The following is a 19,985-nucleotide window of genomic DNA, read 5'->3' on the forward strand; positions in this document are numbered from 1 at the left end:
CTCAGACCTCGCGCTTCTGCCAGACGATGAGGTTCGCGAGGTCGAAGCGGCGCGCGCACCGGCCGCACGCGAGCGGCTTCCGCGGCGCCCGGTAGCGGAAGTGCTCGTGGCCCTGCGGGCAGAGTCCCACCCAGGGGGCGAGCTCGGAGGCGATGGCGCCGTCGTGCAGGCGGCCCCCGGCATAGCCGAGGCCCTCCGCGACGGTGCGCCATTTGGGGCCGTGACCCGCTGCGGATCCTGCGATCGCGTGCGCGACCTCGTGCAGCAGCACCTGGTGGATCTCATCGTCGTCGTAGCGTTCGGCCAGGTGACGCGAAACCGTGATGCGGTGCTTCGTGTAGTTGCAGAGTCCGGCGCGGGTGGTCGCGCGGTCGAAGTCGAACGTCCAGACCCCGGGGTCGAGGTGGAGCGCGATCAGAGACGAGGCCCAGTGGCGGACCTTGGCCAGATCGGCCACTCGCTAGGAGCGGTCGCTCGGCGGCGTCTTCGACTGCGAGGCGTCGAAGGCGCCCCAGATGCTGCGCGCGGCCTTACGGGCGCGATTCACCTCGGCGTCGAAGCCGTTGGCCGGCTCGTCGTCTTCGTTGCGGTCTTCGTCGTCGATGTCGCGGCGGGTGCGACCGGGAGCCGTGGCGTGCGGGATCGCGATCGCCTGGGTCTCGACTCCGATCGACGCGGCATCGGTGATCGACTCGGAGGTCGGGGCCGACGGGTCGAGGCGCGGGGCCGACGGGTCGAGTCGGGCGGGGGAGCCCTGCTCGGACGGCGAGACGAGGAACGCGGGGGAGCCGGTGGTGCGGAAGAGCGGGGCCGGGTTGGTGTCGCCGGCGGCGTCAGCGTCGTCGCGGTCGTCGGTGACGCGAGCGTCGGTGTCGTCTTCGGAGGCTACGGCAGAGGTCTCGCCGGCCACCTCGTCAGCGAAGACGGGAGCGTCGACGACGACGGTCGAGACCATCGGCTCGGCGGCGGGCTCGGGCTCGGTTTCGACGATCGGCTCGGGTGCGGCGGGAGCGGACCCCTGCAGCACAGCGCGCATGACGCCCTCGATGGCGACGCGGAGGCCGTTGGTGCGCTCGGCGGGCGCACCGGCCTTCTCGTAGGCCTCGAGCGCAGCGGCCAGAGACTGACGGGCCTCTTCGTAGCGCTGGAGGTCGTAGAGCGTGTAGCCCTCGAGCTCGGCGGCCGCGGCCTCGAGCTCGTGCCACTCTTCGGTCGAGGCGCTGAGGCGGCTGGTGTGGAGGTCGCTCAGAGCACGCTCGAGGCGGCCCTGCTCTTTGAAGACGTAGGCGCGGCGGATGCGCGCGGCAGTCGAGTCGGCCCGATCGCCGGTGAAGTGCGCGAGCCGGAAGGCCTCCTCGCTGATCGCGAGCGCCTCGTCGAGGCGGCCCAGCATGCGAAGCAGGTCGGCGCGTTCGCCGAGGGCGGCGGTGCTGCGGCTCGCCCCGAGCTCGGCCAGGCGGTCTTCGAGCGCCGAGGCGTCGATGGCGGGTCGGAGGCTGACGGGATCGAAGTGCGAGGTGCCCGAAGGGCCCGTCGGCACGATCGGTGCGGTCAGGCTCGAGGGCACAGGGTGGCTCGTGGTGCCGCCTTGGGCGTCGTCGGTACGGTCGTGCTCGGTCATCGGTGTCGAGGGTAGTCGAGCGCGGGGCTTTTGGCCTGATCGGCGCGCGAACGAGCCCGAGCTAGGCCGGAACAGCTACGCGGGCCGGAGCGATGGGCTTGGCGACCGGAGCGGCCGACACCGGCATGAGAGCGGCCCGCAGCGGGAAGTCCTGGTTCTCGAGGATCACCTGCGCGGCGGCACCCGAGACCGAGTTGACGACGATCGGCGCCATGAGGTTGACGGTGGTGCCCGACGCGGCCGGGTTCGCGACGACGAGGAGCAGCGCGTTCTCGGGGCCGGAGAGGCCGAGGGCCTCGCCCTGTTCGTCGCTGATCTCGGGGGCGTAGTCGGGGAGGTGGATCGCGGCGTCCACGACGAACATGCGCGTCGACGGCCCGGCGACCGCGTGCAGGGCATACAGGCCGTTGGCGCCCTTGACCTCGTCGAGGGAGAAGTCGACGACGGGGTCGAGCCCGGGCGGAGGAGTGACGAAGGAGAGAGAAGCGCTCATCGGAGGAAGTCCATCAGGGTCGGCTGGATCACCTTGGCGGTGACAGCGAGGGCGGCTTGGTAGGTGACTTGCTGGGTCTGGAGGTCGAGGGCGACCTTGGCGAGGTCGAGATCCTCGATTCCGGATCGCTGGTTCTCGAGCGAGACGGAGGTGTTCTTCAGGGTGTCCTGGGCGCGCTCGAGCTGCGCCTGGCGGGTTCCGACGTCGCCCCAGGCTCCGCGCACGGCGGTGAGGCGGGTGTCGATGTCGGCGAGCTTGCCGCCGATGTTGACGCCGGCGCGCAGATCGGCCGAGATCGAGTCGATCATCGAGAAGACCGAGTCGGCTCCCGTGCCGAAGACCGCTGCACCGTCGGTGTCGACCTGGACTGTCGTGCCGTCGGCGATCCGACGCTGCACCGAGCTGCCGGCGATTCCGGTGAACGCCGGCGGCGTGCCCGGGGTGAAGGCGGCGCCCGCGTCGGACGAACCGGCGAACACGGATCGGCCCTGGAACGACGTGTTCGCGGTGGCCAGCAGGTCGGTCTTGAGGCCGTCGAGCTCGGTCGCGATCGCTTCTTTGGCGGTGGCCGACATGGCTCCGTCGTTGGCTCCCTGCACGGTGAGGAACCGCACCCGATCGAGGATGTTCTTGGTGTCGCTGAGGGCGGAGTCGGTCGTCGCGAGCCAGCCCACGCCGTTGTCGGCGTTGCGGGAGTACTGCGCGTTGGCGGCCTGCTGACCGCGGACCAGCAGCGACTGACCGGTGGCGGTCGGGTCGTCCGACGGCACCGAGATCGCCTTGAGCGATGAGGCCTGGCCCTGCAGCTGCGCGAGTCGAGCAGCATTGGCCTGCAGCATCCGCGATGACGCGAGGGCGGCGGTCTGGTTGGTGACGCGTCCGAGCATTACAGGCCCACCCGTCCGGTGCGGTTGATCAGGGTGTCGAGCATTTCGTCGATGGCCGTCATGACGCGGGCGGCGCCCTGGTAGGCGTGCTGGAACGTCAGCATGTTGACGTTCTCCTCGTCGAGGTCGACGCCGGCGGTCGAGGTCTGCTGCGTCTTGGCGGCGGTGGCGGCCAGCGTCGCGCGGTCGGACGAGGCGATCTCGGCCTTTGCTGCAGCCCCGGTGGACGTGACGAACGAGGCCCAGACGCGGTCGGGGGAAGCTGCTCCGACGCCGAGGGTGGAGAGCTTGTCGGCGACCCCACCGGTGTTGCCCGAGCCGGGTGCGCTCGCCTGGATACCCGAGGCGGAGGTCGGAATCACGCCGAGGCCGAGGGCGGCGGGCCCGGTCGACGAGACGGAGAAGAAATCGGCGCCGGTCGTACCGCTCGGCGAGGATCCACCGGAGTACACCGCGTTGACACTCGTCGCGAGCTTGGTCGCGAAGGCGTTGTAACTGGCGGCCGCCTCGGCGAGGACGCCACCCGAGCCCGAGCCGTCGGCGGGGGCGAGAACCGAGAGCGTACCGGCCAACTGTCCGCCGTCGAGGCCGACGGAGGCACCCGGTCGGTGCGTCCATTCGAGCGTCACGGGAGCTGCGGCGGCACCCTCGAGAGTCGTCGACCCCGAGACCTGGACGGTGCGCGCGGTCGTGCCGCTGACGATCGCATTGCCTCCGATGAGCACGTCGACCGTGCCGTCGGAGTTGGCGTGGACCGAGCCGCCGGCGAGCGACGAGATCTTCTCGGTCAGGAGGTTGCGCTGGTCGACGAGCTCGTTGACGCTGCCGCCGGTGGTCAGGCCCTGCTGGATCTGCCCGTTGAGGTCGGCGACCTGCTTGGCAGCTGCGTTGAGGTCGCTGGCCATGGTCGCCACGCTGCTGCGCGCGGCGCTCCACTGGTTGCTGACACCCTGGTAGCCGGTGGCGATCGTGCTGGCGATGCCCTGCGCTTGGCCGAGCAGGTTCGCCGCCGCAGAGGTGTCGGTCGGATCGTTCGAGACGTCGCCCCAGCCGGCCCAGAAGTTCGAGAGCTGCGTCGAGAGGCCGTTCTTGCCGGGTTCGTTGAGGGAGGTCTCGAGAGTCGAGAGCACGCCGGCCCGGACCGAGCCGTATCCGGCCGACGAGGCGGTGCCGCGCACTTGCGCGTCGAGGGTAGCGTCACCGATGCGCGAATAGCCGTCGATCGAGACGCCCTGGCCGATGGCCGTGCCCGTCGAGAAGAGGCCCGGCTGCACCGCCGAGATCGACGACGTCGTCACGCGCTGTCGGGTGTAGCCCTCGGTCGTGGCGTTGGCGATGTTCTGGCCGACGACGTCGAGGCCGGCGCGAGCGGCAGTGAGGCCCCGGTACGCGGTGTTCAGCCCGGAGAACGTGCTCACTACAGCCGCCCGTCGAAGAGGTGGCTCGACGAGACCGTCGCAGCGCGACCGGCGCCGTGCGAGTCATAGAGCGAAGGATCCGACGACACCGTCGCGAGAGTCTCTTGCGTCGAGCGCGCGGCCGCCCTCAAGAACTGCTCGTTCTCGTCGCGAAGCTGCTTGATCTGACGCGTGAGCTCGGTCATCGCTCGCAGGTGCGACGAGAAGATATCGGCCCAGGGGCCCTCGGGAGCGTGGTCGACGAGCTCGCGCAGAGGTGCCTCGGACGAGGTGCCCCACTCCTCGGCGACGACGGCGACCTCGACGGTCCGCTCGAGGCCGGCGGTGCGGAGGCGGTCGAGGACCTGCTCGACCTCGCGAGTGGCGTGCTCGATCCACCGGGATTTTCCGGCGGTGAGGAGCAGCTGCTCCTCTTCCAGCTTGAACGTGAGCAGCTCGAGGAGCTCTCTCTCACGCCAGAGCACGGCGGACAATTCGTTCACGCCCACGGTCCCTCCAAGTGTCGGCTGCGGTGCCGGCCGCCTTTTCGAGTGGCCGCCGCAGGGAGCTGTTTTGCTCTCACCGGCCACTATCGGCCGGTAGCCCGGCCTCGTTAGGTGAGCACCGGGATCCTTCGCCCTGTTTTCTCCGAATTTGAAGGAGAAACGCACCGGGCCGAACGGATTCATGCGGATCGGGGCGGGCCAGCGCGAGTTTCTCCTTCGAATTTGCAAAGGAGACCGAACCAGGTGGTTGGCGGAGGGCTCACAACACCCCGTCCGGGGGTGAAAATTCGGGAAAAACGCTGGCTGTCCCCCGAAATGATGACACCCCAAACCCCCGGAGTGGGGTCTTTTACGCCTAGTTTTCGGCCCCCTGCTCTCACTAGCGTTGAGGGTGTCGCCGAGATCACCGGCGGCACCGACCGACAGGGCCATCGGCTCAGCGGTCAGCCCATCACTTCTTTCGATTCACTCCGGCGCGCCGTCATGCCGGGGTGCTTCGCCATGCCGATTTCCACTCGGCCGACAACGACAGGGTTACCGCGATGAACAAGACAGAGCGCAACACGATGGTGGTTCAGAACCTCCCGCTCGTGGGCTACCTCGTCTCGGAGGTGTGCGCCAAGGCGACGCACCTCAGCCGCGACGACCTGGCCTCGGCCGGTGCCCTCGCTCTCGTCCAGGCGGCCGACGCCTTCGATCCCACCCAGGGTGTGCCGTTCGGCGCCTACGCCCGCACACGCATCATGGGTGCCTTCGCTGACGACATGCGTTCGAGCGACTGGGCCAGCCGCGGCACTCGCAAGCGCATCAAAGAGACGCTCGCCACGCAGGAGACCCTGACCGCCGCCCTCGGCCGCACCCCCAACGTCGATGAGATCGCGTCGTCGCTCGGCGTCGACCGCAAGACGGCGACCGACGCTCTGACCGATGCCGCCCGCACCGTTACGGCCATCGACGAGACCGTCGCCGACCAGCTCGCCGCCGACATCATCCTCCCCGAGGAGACGCTGCTCGAGCAAGAGCGCACCCGCTACCTGCGTGCCGCGGTCGACGCTCTGCCCGAGAAGATGCGCTTCATCATCGACAACGTCTACTTCGGCGACCGCAGCGTCACCGAGGTCGCCGACGAGCTCGGCATCACCCACTCCGCGGTGTCGCAGCAGCGCACCGAGGCCATCCGCCTCCTCCGCGACGGCCTCAACACGCACTATGCCGGCGCAGCCGCCGACGAAACCGCCGAGGTGTCGTACGAGTCGCGCACTGCTCCCGCTCGCCGCGCCGCCTACCTGGCCCGCGTCGCCAGCAACGCGGTCGTCGGCATCGGTACGGCCATGCGCGACAGCGTGCCCGTGCAGCAGACCGCGGCAGCCTCGTAAAAAAACTTTTTCACCGTTCCGCTAACGGACCGGACACCCCCGCCGATAGCTATCCATGTCAGCCCACGGATGGGCGGCAGCACCACACCCCATAAATCACGGAAGAGAGAACCATCATGGGTTTCCAGATCAACAACAACCTCGCGGCGAACAACACCTACCGCAACCTCAACAGCACGCAGGGCGACCTGTCGAAGTCCCTCGAGAAGCTCTCGTCGGGTCTCCGCATCAACCGTGCCGCTGACGATGCTGCGGGTCTCGCCATCTCCGAGGGCCTCAAGTCGCAGGTCGGTGGCCTCACGGTCGCCGCTCGCAACGCTCAGGACGGCATCTCCGTCGTCCAGACGGCTGAAGGTGGACTGACCGAAACGCAGTCGATCCTCCAGCGCATGCGCGACCTCGCTGTTCAGTCCGGTAACGACTCGAACAACGCGACCTCGCGTGCTGCGATCAAGACCGAGACCGACTCCCTCACGACGGAGCTCACTCGCATCTCCGCCTCCACCAACTTCAACGGCATCCAGCTGCTGGACGGCAAGGGTGGCACGGGCGCCGACGGCAAGCTGAGCTTCCAGGTCGGTGCTGGTTCGGACGCGGCCTCGAACACGATCACCGTCGACCTCGCGCCGGCCGACGTGTCGAAGACCGCGACCGCTGTCGGAGCAATCGACCTCTCGACCGCTGCCGGTTCGTCGGCTGCGATCAAGACGATCGACGACGAGATCACCAAGATCTCGACCGCTCGCGCCAGCCTCGGTGCGGTCCAGAACCGCTTCGAGCACGCCATCAACAACACCAACGTCGCCAAGGAGAACCTCACGGCCGCCTCCTCGCGCATCACCGACACCGACATGGCACAGGAGATGGTCAAGTACACACGAGCCAACATCCTCAGCCAGGCCGGCACCGCGATGCTCGCTCAGGCGAACCAGAGCACGCAGGGTGTGCTGAGCCTCCTCCGCTAGTCCCTAGCGAGCCGGTAGCACCACAGCACCACCCATCCGCGGCAGGCGGTGAGGAGAGGAAGTTCGGGTCTTCTCCCCACCCCCGCCGCGGACCACCCCTTTTCGCCCTCATCGCCTAGGAGCAGGTCATGGCAGGACTCGCCGTCGACGGCCTCGTCTCCGGCCTCGACACGACGTCGCTCATCAACTCGCTGATGACCGCTGAGTCGCAGCCCCAGACCCTCCTCAAAGCCAAGGTCACCTCCACCCAGAGCACCATCACGGCGCTCCAGGGTCTCAACTCTCAGGTGGCGGCACTCGCGACCGCCGCGACGTCGGCCAAGTCGGCCACCTCGCTCTCCCTCTTCACGGCGACGAGCTCGTCGACCGCCGCGACGGCAATAGCCGGAACCTCCGCGGCCGCCGGTTCGATCGAGTTCACGGTCGGGTCCGTGGCGCAGGCGAAGACGGGGGTCACGGCGGCCCTCTCGACGTGGCCCGCGGATCCTGCGAAGCTCACCATCGTCTCGGCCTCGGGCAAGTCGTTCAACATCTCGGCCGCATCGACATCGCTCGACGACGTCGTCACCGCCGTCAATGGCTCGGGTTCGGGAGTCAAGGCCGTCAAGGTCTCGTCGGGCACCGCCGCCGACGGCACCGCGCAGTACCGCCTCCAGTTCACGTCGCAGACCACCGGTGTCTCCGGCGGATTCGACGTCTACCAGGGCACCGCCGCCGACGTCGCGTCGGGCACGGCCACCAACCTCCTCACCGCGCCGGGCGCCGCCGTTACCAAGCCCGCGCAGGACGCCAGCGTCACCCTCTGGGCCGGCACCAGCGCCGAGCAGACGGTCACGTCGAGCACCAACACCTTCAGCGACCTGCTTCCCGGGGTCGCCGTCACGGTCAGCAAGATCTCCGCCGATCCGGTCACGATCACGATCGGGCAAGACACCGCCGCCGCGTCGAAAGTGGCCTCGAGTCTCGTCGACGGTCTCAACGGCGTCTTCGGCCTCATTTCGACCAAGAGCGCCATCGTCAACAGCACCGACTCGGCAGGCAAGGCCATCGTGTCGGGCGGACCGTTCACCGGCAACAGCACGATCCGGAGCGCCAACCAGTCGCTCATGGACGCCGCCTCCCTGCCGATCGACGGAAAATCGCCGTCGCAGATCGGCATCAGCATCACCCGCTCGGGCACGCTCGAGTTCGACGCCGACAAGTTCGCCGCAGCCATGGCCGCCGACCCCGCCGGCACCCAGGCGATGTTCTCGACGTTGACCGCCCGTGTCGCCACGGCGGCGAATCAGGTCTCCGACAAATACAACGGCCAGCTGACCAGCGTGATCACCGGCCAGCAGTCGCTCGTCACCTCGATGAGCAAACAGGTCGACGAGTGGGATCTCCGCCTCACCGACCGCCGCGCCTCGCTCGAGAAGCTCTACTCCGCTCTCGAGGTGCAGCTCTCCAACCTCCAGTCGCAGTCGTCGTCGCTCACGTCGTCGCTCGCGAACCTGCCGACCTACAGCTAGGCACGCCATGACCATGACCTTCGGCGCCGCAGCCAAGCAGCGCAACGCCTACGGCCGCGAGGCAGTCCTCTCGGCTACGCCCATCCGGCTCCTCACGATGCTGTACGACCGCCTCCTGCTCGACCTCGGTCGTGCCGAAGCGGCACAGAACCAAGGATCCTGGGCCACCGCCTCTGAGAACCTCGTCCACGCCCAGGCCATCGTCTCCGAGCTCACCACGTCGCTCCGCGTCGAGCTGTGGGAGGGCGGCGTCGAGCTCCAGGCGCTCTACACCTACGTCTCGGTCGCCCTCGTCAATGCCAACGTCCACCGCGACGTCGCGCTCACGCGCGAGAGCATCGTGCTGCTCGAGCCGCTCCGGCAGGCCTGGCACGAAGCCGCCGCGCTCGTTCCCGCCGCACCGGCCGCCTTCGGCGGGAGCCTCGGCGTTGCCTAGGTCGGACGAGACCCGCGCCGCCTGGCTCGAGGCGCTCGCCGAGATGGAAGCCGTCGCCGGCGCTTCGGGTGACGGTACCTTCGTGCCCCCTCGCACCCTGGCCCGGCCCGTCGCCGACCTCGGACCCCTCCCGGCCGAGCTCGCCGACCGTGCCCGCGAGGTGCAGCGGGCGCAGAAGTCGGCCATCGAGCGCGTGCTCGAGGCGCGCCGATCGGTGTCGAAGCACCTGGCGGCGCTGCGGTCGGTGCCGCCTGCGCGCGAGACCGATCGGGCTGTCTACCTCGACGCAACCGGCTAGCCCCTTTTGGCGCGACGCGGGTCGCAGAGCCGGGCCTGCGACAAGCTCCGGCCGTCCGGCTTTGCGACCCGCGCCGCGCCCGCCTCTGTGGCGACCCGGCCGGCAAATTTGAGAGCGATCCGAAGCGGGCCGCTATATCTGCGTGCAACGGGTGTGACTGAGAGGCCGGATCGCTCTCAAATTGGCAGGGCGACTCGGCAAATAGGATGGACGCATGGACTGGACGACGCTGTGGATGCAGATCGTGTCGCTCGCGATCGCCCTCATCAATTCGCAGCTCGCCCGCAGTAAGGGCCGTTCCGGCATCGTCTGGTTCTTCGTGTCACTCCCGCTTGGGCTGCTGGCGACCGTGCTCATTCTGGTGTGGCCGCGCCCACGGCAGAGCTACTTTCAGGCGCTGCGGGCGGGCTGGTCGAAGTCGGCTAGGTGACTAGCCGGTTAGCGTCCGCCTGCAAATTTGAGAGTGATGTGCGGCGACGCGCCCGCAATCGCGGCAACAGGTGGGACTGAGCGGCCGGATCGCTCTCAAATTAGCGGCCGGGGGCGGCAGGCGAGCGACCCAGGAGGCCCGGCCCGAGCGAGAACTAGCGGCGCGTCGACCAGAGCGACACGGCCACCAGCACGGGTTGGAAGACGAGGCGCACGGCGCGCTTGCGGTCGGTGTCGAGCCCGAACGCGTCGGTGCGCGTGACGAGCTGCGAGATGTTGCCAGGGAAGATCGCGGTGAAGAAGGTCGCCGCGAGGTTGCCGACGGTGTTGCGCTTGACGCCGGAGACGAGCGCTGCGCCGAGCGCGATCTCGACGACGCCGGAGGCCAGCACGACCTGGTCTTCGGTGAGGGGCGTCTTGGCGGTGAGCCAGGTGGGCACCTGGGCGCGGAACGCCTCGCGCGCCGAAGTGAGGTGGGTGGTGCCGGCGAAGACGAGGGCGCCACCGAGGGCGAGACGGGCGAGGGTGCGGGGAACAGACATGCAGACAATTCTGCCGCACACCACGCGACGCCTAGCAAACCGCGCGCGCTGCCAGCCCAGCCCCGGCCATCTAGCCCCGGCCCATCGAGCCCCAGCCAACCCGGCCCCCGACCACCCTGACCCCCGAAGACGGGGGCGTCTGAATCCGCAGACCTCCTAACGCCGCCCCGGCCCGAGTCGATAGAGCAACGTGAGCACGGATCGCTCACTCCTCAGGCCACGGATCGGCCGCCTCTCCCTGCTACTTGCGAAGCGAGCAGACGTGCTGGAATCCGTGACCTCCCGAGCTCTCGAAAGTGCCCTCGACGGCCTTTCGATGCGCCAGAAGGCGATCTCGAACAACATCGCCAACATCAATACCCCCGGCTACACGGCCGAGCGGGTGTCGTTCGAGGACGCGTTGAAGGCCAGCGTCGAGAAGGGCAACGGAGCGACGACCGCCACGATGGCCCGCTCGCTCGAGCCCACCAACGAGAACGGCAACAACGTCAATCTCGACACCGAGACCCTCAGCAACACGACCACCGTGCTGCAGTACCAGTTCGCCGCGCAGGCCGAGAACAACGTCATCACCAGCGTCCGCGCCGCCCTGAGGACCAGCTGATGGGCATGTTCGACGCGATCGGTATCGCGAGCACCGGCCTCACCGTCCACCGCAAGTGGATGGACGCCATCTCCGACAACATCGCCAACGTCAACACCGTCAAACCGATGTCGGGCGCCGCTTTCCAGGCGCGCTACGTCGAGGTGCAGGAGGGCGAGGGCGTCTCGGGCGTCTACGTCAAGGCGGCCGCGTTCGGTTCGGCCGAGGGCCGGGTCACGTACTCGCCCGACGACCCGCAGGCGGACAAAGACGGCTATGTGCGCATGCCCGACATCGACCTCGGCACGCAGATGGCCGACCTGATCATGGCCCAGCGCGGCTACCAAGCGAATGCAGCGGTCGTCGACCGCGCCAAGACGAGCTACGAAGCAGCTCTCCAGATCGGACGCAACTAATGCCCATCTACCCCGTCTCCGGGACTTTCCCGACCGGCTCGACCGCCCTCAACTCCGGTGTCGGCTCCGTCGGCGCCACGCAGGACGCCTCGGCGATCAACGGCCTCGACGCCACCCCCACCACGGGCGCCTCGAGCTTCGGCAACGTCATCGACGGCCTGCAGTCGCTGCAGGGCCAGTCGCAGGATCTCGCGGTCAAGGCCGTCACCGGGTCGCTCGACGACGTCCACACCGCCACGATCGCCGCCACGCGTGCCCAGGTCACGATGGAACTCGTCGCGGCCGTCCGTAACAAGGGCGTCGACGCGTTCAACGAGATCATGAGGATGCAGGCCTGATGCCCCCCGCTCTCCGCTCCATGCTCACCGGCCTCTCCGACCGGATCAAGGCGTTCACCGTCGCCCAGCGCACGCTCGCGATCATCGGCGTCGCCGTGCTCGTGCTCGGCTCCGTCGCCCTCACGTCGTTCCTCACGAAGCCGTCGTACACGCCGCTGTTCACCGGCCTCGCCGCGACCGACGCCTCGGCCGTGGTCGACCAGCTCACCACCGACGGCGTTCCGTACCAGCTCACCGACGGCGGATCCACGATCCTCGTGCCGCAGTCGCAGGTCTACTCGGAGCGCCTTAAGGCCGCGTCGGCAGGCCTCCCCGCCGACAACACCGGCGGTTACTCGCTGCTCGACACCATGGGCGTCACCTCGTCGGAGTTCCAGCAGAACGTCACCTACAAGCGCGCGATCGAGGGCGAGCTCGCCAAGACGATCGGCGCCATGGACGGCGTCCAGGCGGCGAGCGTGCAGCTCGCGATCCCGCAGGAGACCGTCTTCGCGGAGAACACCAAGGATCCCACCGCTTCCGTGTTCGTCCAGGCCAAGTCGGGTGTCACCCTGTCGACCGACCAGGTCGACGCGATCGTCCACCTGACCAGTGCCTCCATCGAGGGCATGAAGCCGACCGACGTCTCGGTCGTCGACTCGAAGGGCGTCGTTCTCTCGGCGGTCGGCACGGGCACCACGGGCAACTCGTCGCAGCAGTCGAGCGACTACGAGAGCCGCGTGCAGGCGAGCGTCCAGGCGATGCTCGACAAGGTGCTGGGCGCCGGCAACTCGACGGTCGTCGTCGCGGCCGACATGAACCAGTCATCGGGCACGAAGGTGTCGGAGTCGTACGCCGACCCGACGGGCGGGGCGCAGCCCCTCAGCGAGTCGAGCACCAAGGAGTCGTATGCGGGAGACGGCGCTGCCGGATCCTCGGGGACGACCGGTGTGCTCGGACCCGACAACATCGCCGTCCCGAGCGGGTCGGCCACGTCGGGAACCTCGTCGGCCAGCGGCAACGGCTACGTCAACGAGTCGGCCACCAAGAACAACGCCGTCGACAAGACCACCGAGACCACGAACATCCCCGCCGGTCAGCTGAACAAGCAGACCATCTCGGTTGCCCTGAACAGCTCGATCGCCGGCTCGCAGAACCTCACCGCGATCTCGGACCTCGTGTCGAAGGCCGCGGGCGTCGACACCAAGCGCGGCGACTCGGTCAGCGTGCAGGCCGTGTCGTTCGACACCTCGGGCGCGAAGGCCGCCGCCGCCGCGCTGAAGGCCGCCGACGCGCAGGCCGCCAGCGACAGCATGTGGGCGACCATCCGCACCGTCGGAACGATCGCCGCCATCGCGATCCCGCTGCTCATCGCGCTGTTCCTGCTGACCCGCAAGGGCCGCAAGCAGGAGCGCGAAGACATCGACCTCGGCGAGATCTCGTCGGTCGCCGGCACCTGGCCGGGCGAGGCCGAGACCCAGTCGATGGCTCTCGCCGACGCCGAGCGCCGCCGTCTCGAAGCCCTCTCGGCGAGCAACGCCCCGACCGTGCAGCTGCCCTCACTCGCCCCCGAGGGCGCCACGATGGAGCGCAAGCGCGCCGAGATCGACGCCCTCGCGGCCAGCGACCCCGACCGCACGGCCGAGCTCCTCCGCGGCATGCTCGAAGACAAGCAGACCGTATGAGCTCCGCAGTCAAGCCGGTCGAGCTGACCGGGGCGCAGAAGGTCGCCGTGATCCTCATGCAGATGGATCAGACGCGTGCCGCCACGGTCATGCAGAAGTTCAACGAGACCGAGGCCGACGAGATCACCGCCGAGCTGGTCAAGATGCGTCGCGTCGAGTCGAGCGTCGCCGATACGGCCGTGGGCGAATTCCACGAGCTGTCGACACAGGGCCGCGTGACCCGTCGTGGCGGCCGCGACTTCGCGGTCGGGCTGCTCGAGGCCTCGTTCGGATCGGAGCGCGCCGCCGGCGTCATGGAGCGTCTCGCCTCGTCGATGGCGGGCAAGTCGTTCGAGTTCCTCGACGCCGCCGACTCCGGTCAGCTGCTCACCCTGCTCGACAGCGAGCTGCCGCAGACCATCGCGCTCGTGCTCGCGCACCTGAAGGCCGACCAGGCCTCCGCGGTGCTCGTCGGGCTCGACGTCTCGCTCCGCACCGACGTCGCCCAGGCCATCGCCACCATGGGCACCGCGACCCCGGAGGCCGTCGGCATCGTCGCCCAGACGCTGAAGGTGCGCGCCGGCGCGGTCGTCGCGCCTCGCGAGCAGGTCGAGGCCGTCGGCGGCATCCAGCCGCTGGTCGAGATCATCAACCGCTCCGACGCCGCGACCGAACGGATCCTCCTCGAGGGTCTGGAGGCGCGGGATCCTGCGCTCGCCGAAGAGGTGCGCTCGCGCATGCTCACCTTTGTCGACATCGTCAAGCTCGACCCGCGCGACGTTCAGCAGGTGCTGCGCGGCATCGACGCCGCCGTGCTCGCGATCGCCATGAAGGGCGCGCCCGAGGCCGTCACCGAGGTCATCCGCGGCAACGTCTCGGAGCGCAACCGGGAGCTGCTCGACGACGAGATCCGCGCCGCCGGCCCCGTCCGTCTGTCGCAGGTCGAAGAGGCCCGCGCCTCGGTGGTCAGCGCGATCCGCGAACTCGAGGCCCAGGGCGCGATCACCGTGCAGCGCGGCGACGAGGAGGCCCTCGTTGAGTAGCGACACCCTGTTCACCCGCGTCGCGTTCCCCGTGCTCCGCAACCCGCTCTCGGCGGCCCGCGAAGACGAGGCCGCCCAGCGCGGCGAGGCCGCCGGGTACGCGGCGGGGCTCCGTGCCGCCGCGGCCGAGACCGCCGCCCTCCGCGAGGCGCTCGCCGCCGAGCAGGCCGCCGTGATCGCCCACGCGAACGCCCGCGCCGATGCCGCCATCGCCGTGCTCCACGCGGCCACCGGCGCCATCGACGCGCGTCAGGCGGCCCTCCGCACCGAGGTGCAGCAGACCCTCCTCGCCACCTCCCTCCAGCTCGCCACCGCCGTGATCGGCTACGAGCTCGAGACGAACCCCGAGTCGACCGTCGTCGCCGCGCTCACCCGCGCGCTCGCCGAGGTCGACCCGGCCGATGTCGTCTCGGTGCGCCTCAACCCCGCCGACCTCTCACTCCTCGACGGGCAGGGCGATGCGCTCGGCGTGCACCTCGTGGCAGACGCCTCTCTCGCTCGCGGTGACGCCCGCGCCGACCTCACCGCCGGGTTCATCGACGCCACGCTCGGCTCGGCGCTCGACCGTGCCCGCCACGAACTGCTCGGGGGCGCCGCGTGACCTTCGCCGCGTCGACCCTCCTCGCCCCCTCGCTCGACGTCGCCGCCCAGGTGCGTGCGGCCTCGCGTGCGGCGCGCCCGCTGCGCGTCGGCGTCGTGTCGAGCGTCGTCGGCCTGGGCCTCGGCGTGACGGGCCTCGACTCCGCTCTCGGCGAGGTCGTCGCGGTGGGCGAACCGTTCGTCGATGCGTCCGGCCAGCGTGTCGAGCGCCTGGCCGAGGTCGTCGCAGCGACGGCCGACGGGGTGCGCTGCATGCCGCTCGGTCCGCTCACGGGTGTTCGCGCCGGAATGGCCGTGCGCCCGACGGGTCGCCCGATCCTCGTCCCCACCGGCCGCGGCCTCTTCGGTCGCGTGATCGACGGACTCGGCCGTCCTCTCGACGGCAAGGGCCCGCTCGACTTCGACGAGCTCGTCTCGATCGACCACGCGACCCCGAACTCGATGCAGCGCGCCCGCATCGACACGCCCCTCCAGCTCGGCGTCCGCGCGCTCGACACCCTCACCACGGCCGGTCGCGGACAGCGCCTCGGTCTCTTCGCGGGCTCCGGCGTCGGCAAGTCGTCGCTCCTGTCGATGATCGCCCGCGGCACCGACGCCGAGGTCAGTGTCATCGCCCTCATCGGCGAGCGCGGCCGTGAGGTGCGCGAGTTCCTCGAAGACGACCTCGGCCCCGAAGGGCTCGCCCGCTCCGTCGTCGTCGTGTCGACCTCCGACGAGCCCGCCCTCATGCGCCTTCGCGCCGCGTTCGCCGCCACCCGCATCGCCGAGTCGTTCCGCGACGGCGGCTCCGACGTCGTTCTGATGATGGACTCGCTGACCCGCGTCGCCATGGCTCAGCGCGAGATCGGACTCTCCGTCGGCGAACCTCCCGCCACCCGGGGCTACCCGCCGTCGACGTTCTCGACGCTCGCGAACCTCCTGGAGCGCGCCGGCACCGACGTCACCGGCTCGGTCACCGGCCTCTACACGGTGCTCGTCGACGGCGACGACCACAACGAGCCCATCGCCGATGCCGCCCGCTCGATCCTCGACGGCCACGTCGTGCTCGACCGGAAGCTGGCCGTCACCGGGCACTTCCCGTCGATCGATGTGCTCGGCTCGATCTCGCGCGTCGCGTCGAAGGTCATCTCGCGCGAGCAGTCCGCCGCCGCCAAGCACCTCCGCACCGTCATGGCCGCTCGCAAGTCGGCGCAGGATCTCATCGACGTCGGCGCGTACCAGCCGGGCACCAACCCGCTCGTCGATGCGGCGGTGGCCCACCAGGGCGAGATCGACGCGTTCCTGCAGCAGAGCATGGACGACCAGACGCCCGCGGCAGACGCGTGGGCGAGGCTGGAACGGCTCGCTCGGATCCTCGGCGGTGCCCTGTGAAGCAGTTCTCTCTCGCCGGGCTGCTCCGCGTCCGTCACGCCCAGCAGCAGAAGGCGCTCGCCGAGCTGTCGGAGGCGAACCGAAGGATCCGCGACGTCGCCGAACGCCGTGCCCGTGTGGAGCGCACTCTCGTCGACGCCGCCGGCTCCAAATCCATCGTCACCGATGCGGCCACCCTCATCGCGGTGGCCGCGGCACGCGCCTCGACCCGCAGCATGATCGCCGAGCTCGACGCCGTCGCCGACGCGCACCGGATCGAGGCGGCCGAGGCGCAGTCCGAGTTCAACGGGGCCCGGGCCCGGTCGATCGCCCTGGAGAAGCTCGAGGAGCGACACAACGCGCTCGCCCTCGCCGAGGAGCTCCGCGACGAGCAGCTCGCGCTCGACGAGATCGCCTCGAACAACCACAGTCCTAGTCAGTTCACCGCCCGTGAGGGGGAGCAGTCATGAGCGTCACGGACGTGATGACCCGGATCTCGCAGATCCAGAGCACCATCGCCCAGATCCAGTCGGGGGAGTTCTCCACCTCGTCGAGCACGTCGTCGACCGACAGCGCGTCGACGTTCGCGTCGGCGCTGGCGTCGGCCAACGCCACCACCGGCACGACGGGTGCAACCGGAGCGGCAGCAGCGACGTCCGCGGCCTCCACGACCGGCCTCGATTCGACAGCTGGCACGAAGGCGACCCCTGCCAGCCCGACCGGCGGCCTCGTCGACAACGGCGTCACCGGCGACGACATCGTCGCCGACGCCAAAAAGTACCTCGGCGTGCCCTACGTCTTCGGCGGCACCACGACCTCCGGCATGGACTGCTCGGGCCTCGTCCAGACCGTCTTCAAAGACCTCGGAATCACCATGCCGCGCGTGGTGCCCGACCAGGCCGAGATGGGCGTCAAAATCCCCGATCTCGCCCACGCCAAGGCCGGCGACCTCATCAGCACCAAAGACGGCGGCCACATCGTCATCTATCTCGGCGACGGCAAGATCCTGCACGCGCCCCGACCCGGCAAGGACGTCCGCATCATCGACAACTACCTCAAAGACAGCGACATCGGCGAAATCCGGCGCATCGTGCCGTCGACCGCATCGGCGTCGGTGTCGGCGGCGTCGACCGCGAAGGCGACCGGTTCGCAGTCCGACCTCGTCACGGCGGCCCTCCAGCAGCTCATGGCATCCGGAGCCTCCGCGTGAGCCCCGCCGTCGCCGACCTGCTCGGAGCGCGCCCCGCCTCGTCGCCGTCCATGCCCTCGCGGTCGTCCGGTTCGCCCGCCTCGGCGTCCGCCTTCGGCGACGCGATGCACGCGCAGGATCCCACGGCTCCCGCCCGCGAGCCCGTCGCGCCCCGCACCGCTGCCGCGCGTTCGCCGCAGCGCGACACCCGCGACCCGTCGTCGCAGGGCGGCTCCGGTTCCGACACGACGCCTGCCGACGCTGCGAGCCCTGCCGCTGCCGCCGCTCCGGTGGTGGATGCCTCGGCGGCCCCGGCCTCGCCCGTGTCTGGCGTGTCCCTGTCTGCCGTGCCCCTGACCGGCCTGCCCCTTCCCGCGCTTTCGCTCGTCGCGGCACTTCAGCCGTCGGCCGTGCCCTGTTCTGCCGCGACCACGTCGGCTGCGACCGCGCCGGGCGCGACCCTACCGGCCATGCTGACAGCTCAGTCCTCGCTCGTCACTGTCACTGCCACTGCCACTGCCACTGCCACTGCCACGGCCACGGCCGCAGCACAGCTCGGCGGCGCGCTGGCCGAACCCGCCTCCGCCGTGGCCGTGTCGCCATCCCTGGTCGCACCGACGCCGACGGCCACCTCGTCGGCGGCGTCCGCTCCGGTGGCACCATCGGCAGTAGCACCAACTGCCGGCCTCGCCCCGGCTGCCATCGCCGCGGCGCCGGTCGACCCGGCCGCGCCCGCCACGGCCCTGCCCTCGGCGTCGCAGCTGCCAGCCGCGCTGGTCGCCGGCACGACGCCCCCTAGCTCGAGCATGCGCCCCACATCGGAGTCGACGACCGCGGCCGCCAGCGGTGACGCGAAGTCCAGCTCGGCCACCGGGCTCGCGGCGGGCGCGACCGCCGCTGCGCCGACTACTCCGGGGCAGGCCACCGCAGCGCCTGCCACCGCAGCGCCTGCCACCGCAGCGCCGACTACTGCAGTCCCGACCACCGCAGCGACGACCACCGGCCCGGCAGCCGCCGTCCAGCCGGCTGCCACTCAGCCCGCTTCCCCGGCCCTCGCGTCATCCGTCGCAGCGGCGTCGGGCGCGGCGAGTGCTCCGACGGCGGCCACCACGCCGATCGTTCGCACCGTCGTCGCACCCGCCCTCGACACCGAGCCGCCTGCCGCCGCACCGTCCGGTGCTACCGCGACCGCGGCGCAGCCGACCGTCCCCGACACTGCCGCGGCCTTCGCCGCTGTCCAGGCGCCGCAGGCCCCCGCCCCGGCCGCGACCACGACCGCCACCCCGGTCGCCGCAGCCCCGGCCCAACCGGCGACCCCTCTGCACACCCAGCTCGCCCGGCCGGTCTTCACGCTCGCGGCCGCGGGTCACGGCGAGCACGTCGTGACCGTGCAGGTCAGCCCCGACGCCCTCGGGCCGGTCACCGTCCGAGCCCACGTGGGTGCGGAGGGGATGAGGGTCGAGCTGTTCGCGCAGTCGGACGCCGGTCGAGAGGCGGTCCGCGGGATCCTCGGCGACCTCCGCCGCGACCTGCAGTCCGCCGGTGTCTCGTCGACCGTCGACCTGTCGAGCCAGAACCAGCCGCAGCAGGGTCAGAGCGCCCTCGGGCAGGGTCAGGGCCAGAGCCAGGCCGGCCGCGTCCCGCGCACTGACGGATCGGCGACACCTGCCGATAGTGAGAACGAAGAGTCTCCGTCGAGCGCACCTCGTGTGCACTCGACCTCCGCCACCTCCATCGACGTGATGGCCTGAAAGGACTGAACGAATGGCACTCGAAGGCATCACCGGCACGGTTACGACAAGCGTGCCCGCCTCCACCACCGCGACGTCCCGTGCGCCCAAGCAGTCGATGGACAGCGAGATGTTCCTGCAGCTGCTGGTCTCGCAGCTGAAGAACCAGGATCCCTCCAGCCCGATGGACACCAACGCCATGATCAGCCAGACCACTCAGCTGGCGATGATGGAGCAGGTCACCAACAACACGACCACCGGCAACGAGAACTTCTCGCTGCAGATGCGCATCTCGGCGGCGAACCTCGTCGGCAAGCAGGTCACCTACGACGACGGGACCGGCACGCAGGTGTCGGGCACGGCCTCGTCGGTCTCGTTCACGGGCACGGTTCCGACCGTCAGCGTCGGCGGCAAAGACATCCCGCTCGACTCGATCTCGGGCATCGTCGACAAGACCTCCGCGGCGGCCACCACGCCGTAGACCCCCTTCTCAGTCGCGAGCGACGACCTCGACCAGCGACGCGCGACCGGCGGCCTCAGGGCCCCGGCGCCACAGACACCGAACACGACGGCTGCCACGGATGGCGACCGGCTTCACGGCCACGGAAGGCCGCACCACTTCACACTTCCTT

At 69.9% G+C, this 19,985-nt stretch carries 24 protein-coding genes; 17 read left to right on the top strand and 7 right to left on the bottom strand.

What is annotated here, in order from left to right:
• Position 1 precedes the first annotated feature (1 nt).
• The 6 genes from VH571_RS13570 to VH571_RS13595 all read right to left on the bottom strand — a co-directional run bounded on the left by VH571_RS13570 (position 2) and on the right by VH571_RS13595 (position 4,907).
• Entirely contained in the window at positions 2-457 is a 456-nt protein-coding gene (locus tag VH571_RS13570) for a SprT-like domain-containing protein (RefSeq protein WP_055964798.1), read from the bottom strand.
• A gap of 3 nt (positions 458-460) precedes the next feature.
• Complete coding sequence (locus VH571_RS13575; protein WP_423265029.1) at positions 461-1,621, bottom strand: hypothetical protein; 1,161 nt, start codon at positions 1,619-1,621, stop codon at positions 461-463.
• Positions 1,622-1,682: 61 nt separating this feature from the next.
• Positions 1,683-2,114 carry a flagellar assembly protein FliW gene (locus VH571_RS13580; protein WP_423265030.1) on the bottom strand — a complete coding sequence of 144 codons (432 nt, stop codon included), beginning with the start codon at positions 2,112-2,114 and terminating at the stop codon, positions 1,683-1,685.
• On the bottom strand, positions 2,111-3,001 hold the full coding sequence (flgL, locus tag VH571_RS13585; protein ID WP_055964804.1) for a flagellar hook-associated protein FlgL: 891 nt from the start codon (positions 2,999-3,001) through the stop codon (positions 2,111-2,113). The genes VH571_RS13580 and flgL overlap by 4 nt, the downstream gene beginning before the upstream one ends.
• Complete coding sequence (gene flgK / locus VH571_RS13590; protein ID WP_423265031.1) at positions 3,001-4,419, bottom strand: flagellar hook-associated protein FlgK; 1,419 nt, start codon at positions 4,417-4,419, stop codon at positions 3,001-3,003. The genes flgL and flgK overlap by 1 nt, the downstream gene beginning before the upstream one ends.
• Entirely contained in the window at positions 4,419-4,907 is a 489-nt protein-coding gene (locus tag VH571_RS13595) for a flagellar protein FlgN (RefSeq protein ID WP_055964810.1), read from the bottom strand. Before VH571_RS13595 ends, flgK begins: the two co-directional genes overlap by 1 nt.
• A 539-nt stretch (positions 4,908-5,446) precedes the next feature.
• On the opposite strand from VH571_RS13595, the gene VH571_RS13600 reads away from it, so the two are divergent.
• From VH571_RS13600 to VH571_RS13625, 6 genes are all read left to right on the top strand, one after another.
• Positions 5,447-6,280 (top strand): sigma-70 family RNA polymerase sigma factor, encoded by an 834-nt coding sequence (locus VH571_RS13600; protein WP_423265032.1) that lies wholly within the window; start codon positions 5,447-5,449, stop codon positions 6,278-6,280.
• Positions 6,281-6,396: 116 nt separating this feature from the next.
• Positions 6,397-7,245 (top strand): flagellin, encoded by an 849-nt coding sequence (locus tag VH571_RS13605; protein ID WP_194600811.1) that lies wholly within the window; start codon positions 6,397-6,399, stop codon positions 7,243-7,245.
• Positions 7,246-7,373: 128 nt separating this feature from the next.
• Positions 7,374-8,756 (top strand): flagellar filament capping protein FliD, encoded by a 1,383-nt coding sequence (gene fliD, locus VH571_RS13610; protein ID WP_423265033.1) that lies wholly within the window; start codon positions 7,374-7,376, stop codon positions 8,754-8,756.
• 7 nt (positions 8,757-8,763) lie between these two features.
• The gene (gene fliS, locus VH571_RS13615) at positions 8,764-9,192 is read left to right on the top strand and encodes a flagellar export chaperone FliS (protein ID WP_055964824.1); all 429 of its coding nucleotides are present in this window, start codon (positions 8,764-8,766) and stop codon (positions 9,190-9,192) included.
• Positions 9,185-9,490, top strand: coding sequence for a hypothetical protein (locus VH571_RS13620; RefSeq protein WP_123939668.1), 306 nt, complete (start codon positions 9,185-9,187; stop codon positions 9,488-9,490). Before fliS ends, VH571_RS13620 begins: the two co-directional genes overlap by 8 nt.
• A gap of 214 nt (positions 9,491-9,704) precedes the next feature.
• A complete protein-coding gene (locus VH571_RS13625; protein WP_423265034.1) occupies positions 9,705-9,920 on the top strand; it encodes a hypothetical protein in 216 nt (71 codons plus the stop codon).
• A gap of 154 nt (positions 9,921-10,074) precedes the next feature.
• On the opposite strand, the gene VH571_RS13630 is transcribed toward VH571_RS13625, so the two are convergent.
• Entirely contained in the window at positions 10,075-10,461 is a 387-nt protein-coding gene (locus tag VH571_RS13630; RefSeq protein WP_423265035.1) for a DoxX family protein, read from the bottom strand.
• A 262-nt stretch (positions 10,462-10,723) separates the two neighbouring features.
• On the opposite strand from VH571_RS13630, the gene VH571_RS13635 reads away from it, so the two are divergent.
• Genes VH571_RS13635 through VH571_RS13685 form a run of 11 tightly spaced genes read left to right on the top strand, consistent with a single transcriptional unit; the run spans position 10,724 to position 19,834 of the window.
• The gene (locus VH571_RS13635; protein ID WP_055964838.1) at positions 10,724-11,065 is read left to right on the top strand and encodes a flagellar basal body rod protein FlgB; all 342 of its coding nucleotides are present in this window, start codon (positions 10,724-10,726) and stop codon (positions 11,063-11,065) included.
• Positions 11,065-11,460, top strand: a complete 396-nt coding sequence (locus tag VH571_RS13640; RefSeq protein ID WP_194600804.1) for a flagellar basal body rod protein FlgC — start codon at positions 11,065-11,067, stop codon at positions 11,458-11,460. The genes VH571_RS13635 and VH571_RS13640 overlap by 1 nt, the downstream gene beginning before the upstream one ends.
• Positions 11,460-11,798 carry a flagellar hook-basal body complex protein FliE gene (gene fliE / locus VH571_RS13645; RefSeq protein ID WP_055964842.1) on the top strand — a complete coding sequence of 113 codons (339 nt, stop codon included), beginning with the start codon at positions 11,460-11,462 and terminating at the stop codon, positions 11,796-11,798. Before VH571_RS13640 ends, fliE begins: the two co-directional genes overlap by 1 nt.
• Positions 11,798-13,462, top strand: a complete 1,665-nt coding sequence (gene fliF, locus VH571_RS13650; protein WP_123939662.1) for a flagellar basal-body MS-ring/collar protein FliF — start codon at positions 11,798-11,800, stop codon at positions 13,460-13,462. Before fliE ends, fliF begins: the two co-directional genes overlap by 1 nt.
• The gene (gene fliG / locus VH571_RS13655) at positions 13,459-14,484 is read left to right on the top strand and encodes a flagellar motor switch protein FliG (RefSeq protein WP_423265036.1); all 1,026 of its coding nucleotides are present in this window, start codon (positions 13,459-13,461) and stop codon (positions 14,482-14,484) included. Before fliF ends, fliG begins: the two co-directional genes overlap by 4 nt.
• The gene (locus tag VH571_RS13660; protein ID WP_423265037.1) at positions 14,477-15,085 is read left to right on the top strand and encodes a FliH/SctL family protein; all 609 of its coding nucleotides are present in this window, start codon (positions 14,477-14,479) and stop codon (positions 15,083-15,085) included. Before fliG ends, VH571_RS13660 begins: the two co-directional genes overlap by 8 nt.
• Positions 15,082-16,455, top strand: a complete 1,374-nt coding sequence (locus tag VH571_RS13665; RefSeq protein ID WP_370275140.1) for a FliI/YscN family ATPase — start codon at positions 15,082-15,084, stop codon at positions 16,453-16,455. Before VH571_RS13660 ends, VH571_RS13665 begins: the two co-directional genes overlap by 4 nt.
• Complete coding sequence (locus tag VH571_RS13670) at positions 16,452-16,904, top strand: flagellar FliJ family protein (RefSeq protein ID WP_423265038.1); 453 nt, start codon at positions 16,452-16,454, stop codon at positions 16,902-16,904. The genes VH571_RS13665 and VH571_RS13670 overlap by 4 nt, the downstream gene beginning before the upstream one ends.
• Entirely contained in the window at positions 16,901-17,644 is a 744-nt protein-coding gene (locus VH571_RS13675; RefSeq protein ID WP_123939654.1) for a C40 family peptidase, read from the top strand. Before VH571_RS13670 ends, VH571_RS13675 begins: the two co-directional genes overlap by 4 nt.
• On the top strand, positions 17,641-19,374 hold the full coding sequence (locus VH571_RS13680; RefSeq protein ID WP_423265039.1) for a flagellar hook-length control protein FliK: 1,734 nt from the start codon (positions 17,641-17,643) through the stop codon (positions 19,372-19,374). The genes VH571_RS13675 and VH571_RS13680 overlap by 4 nt, the downstream gene beginning before the upstream one ends.
• A 13-nt stretch (positions 19,375-19,387) precedes the next feature.
• Complete coding sequence (locus VH571_RS13685; RefSeq protein ID WP_055964859.1) at positions 19,388-19,834, top strand: flagellar hook assembly protein FlgD; 447 nt, start codon at positions 19,388-19,390, stop codon at positions 19,832-19,834.
• Positions 19,835-19,985: the final 151 nt, after the last annotated feature.

The sequence above is a fragment of the Frondihabitans sp. 4ASC-45 genome, from assembly GCF_049472575.1.
GTDB lineage: Bacteria > Actinomycetota > Actinomycetes > Actinomycetales > Microbacteriaceae > Frondihabitans.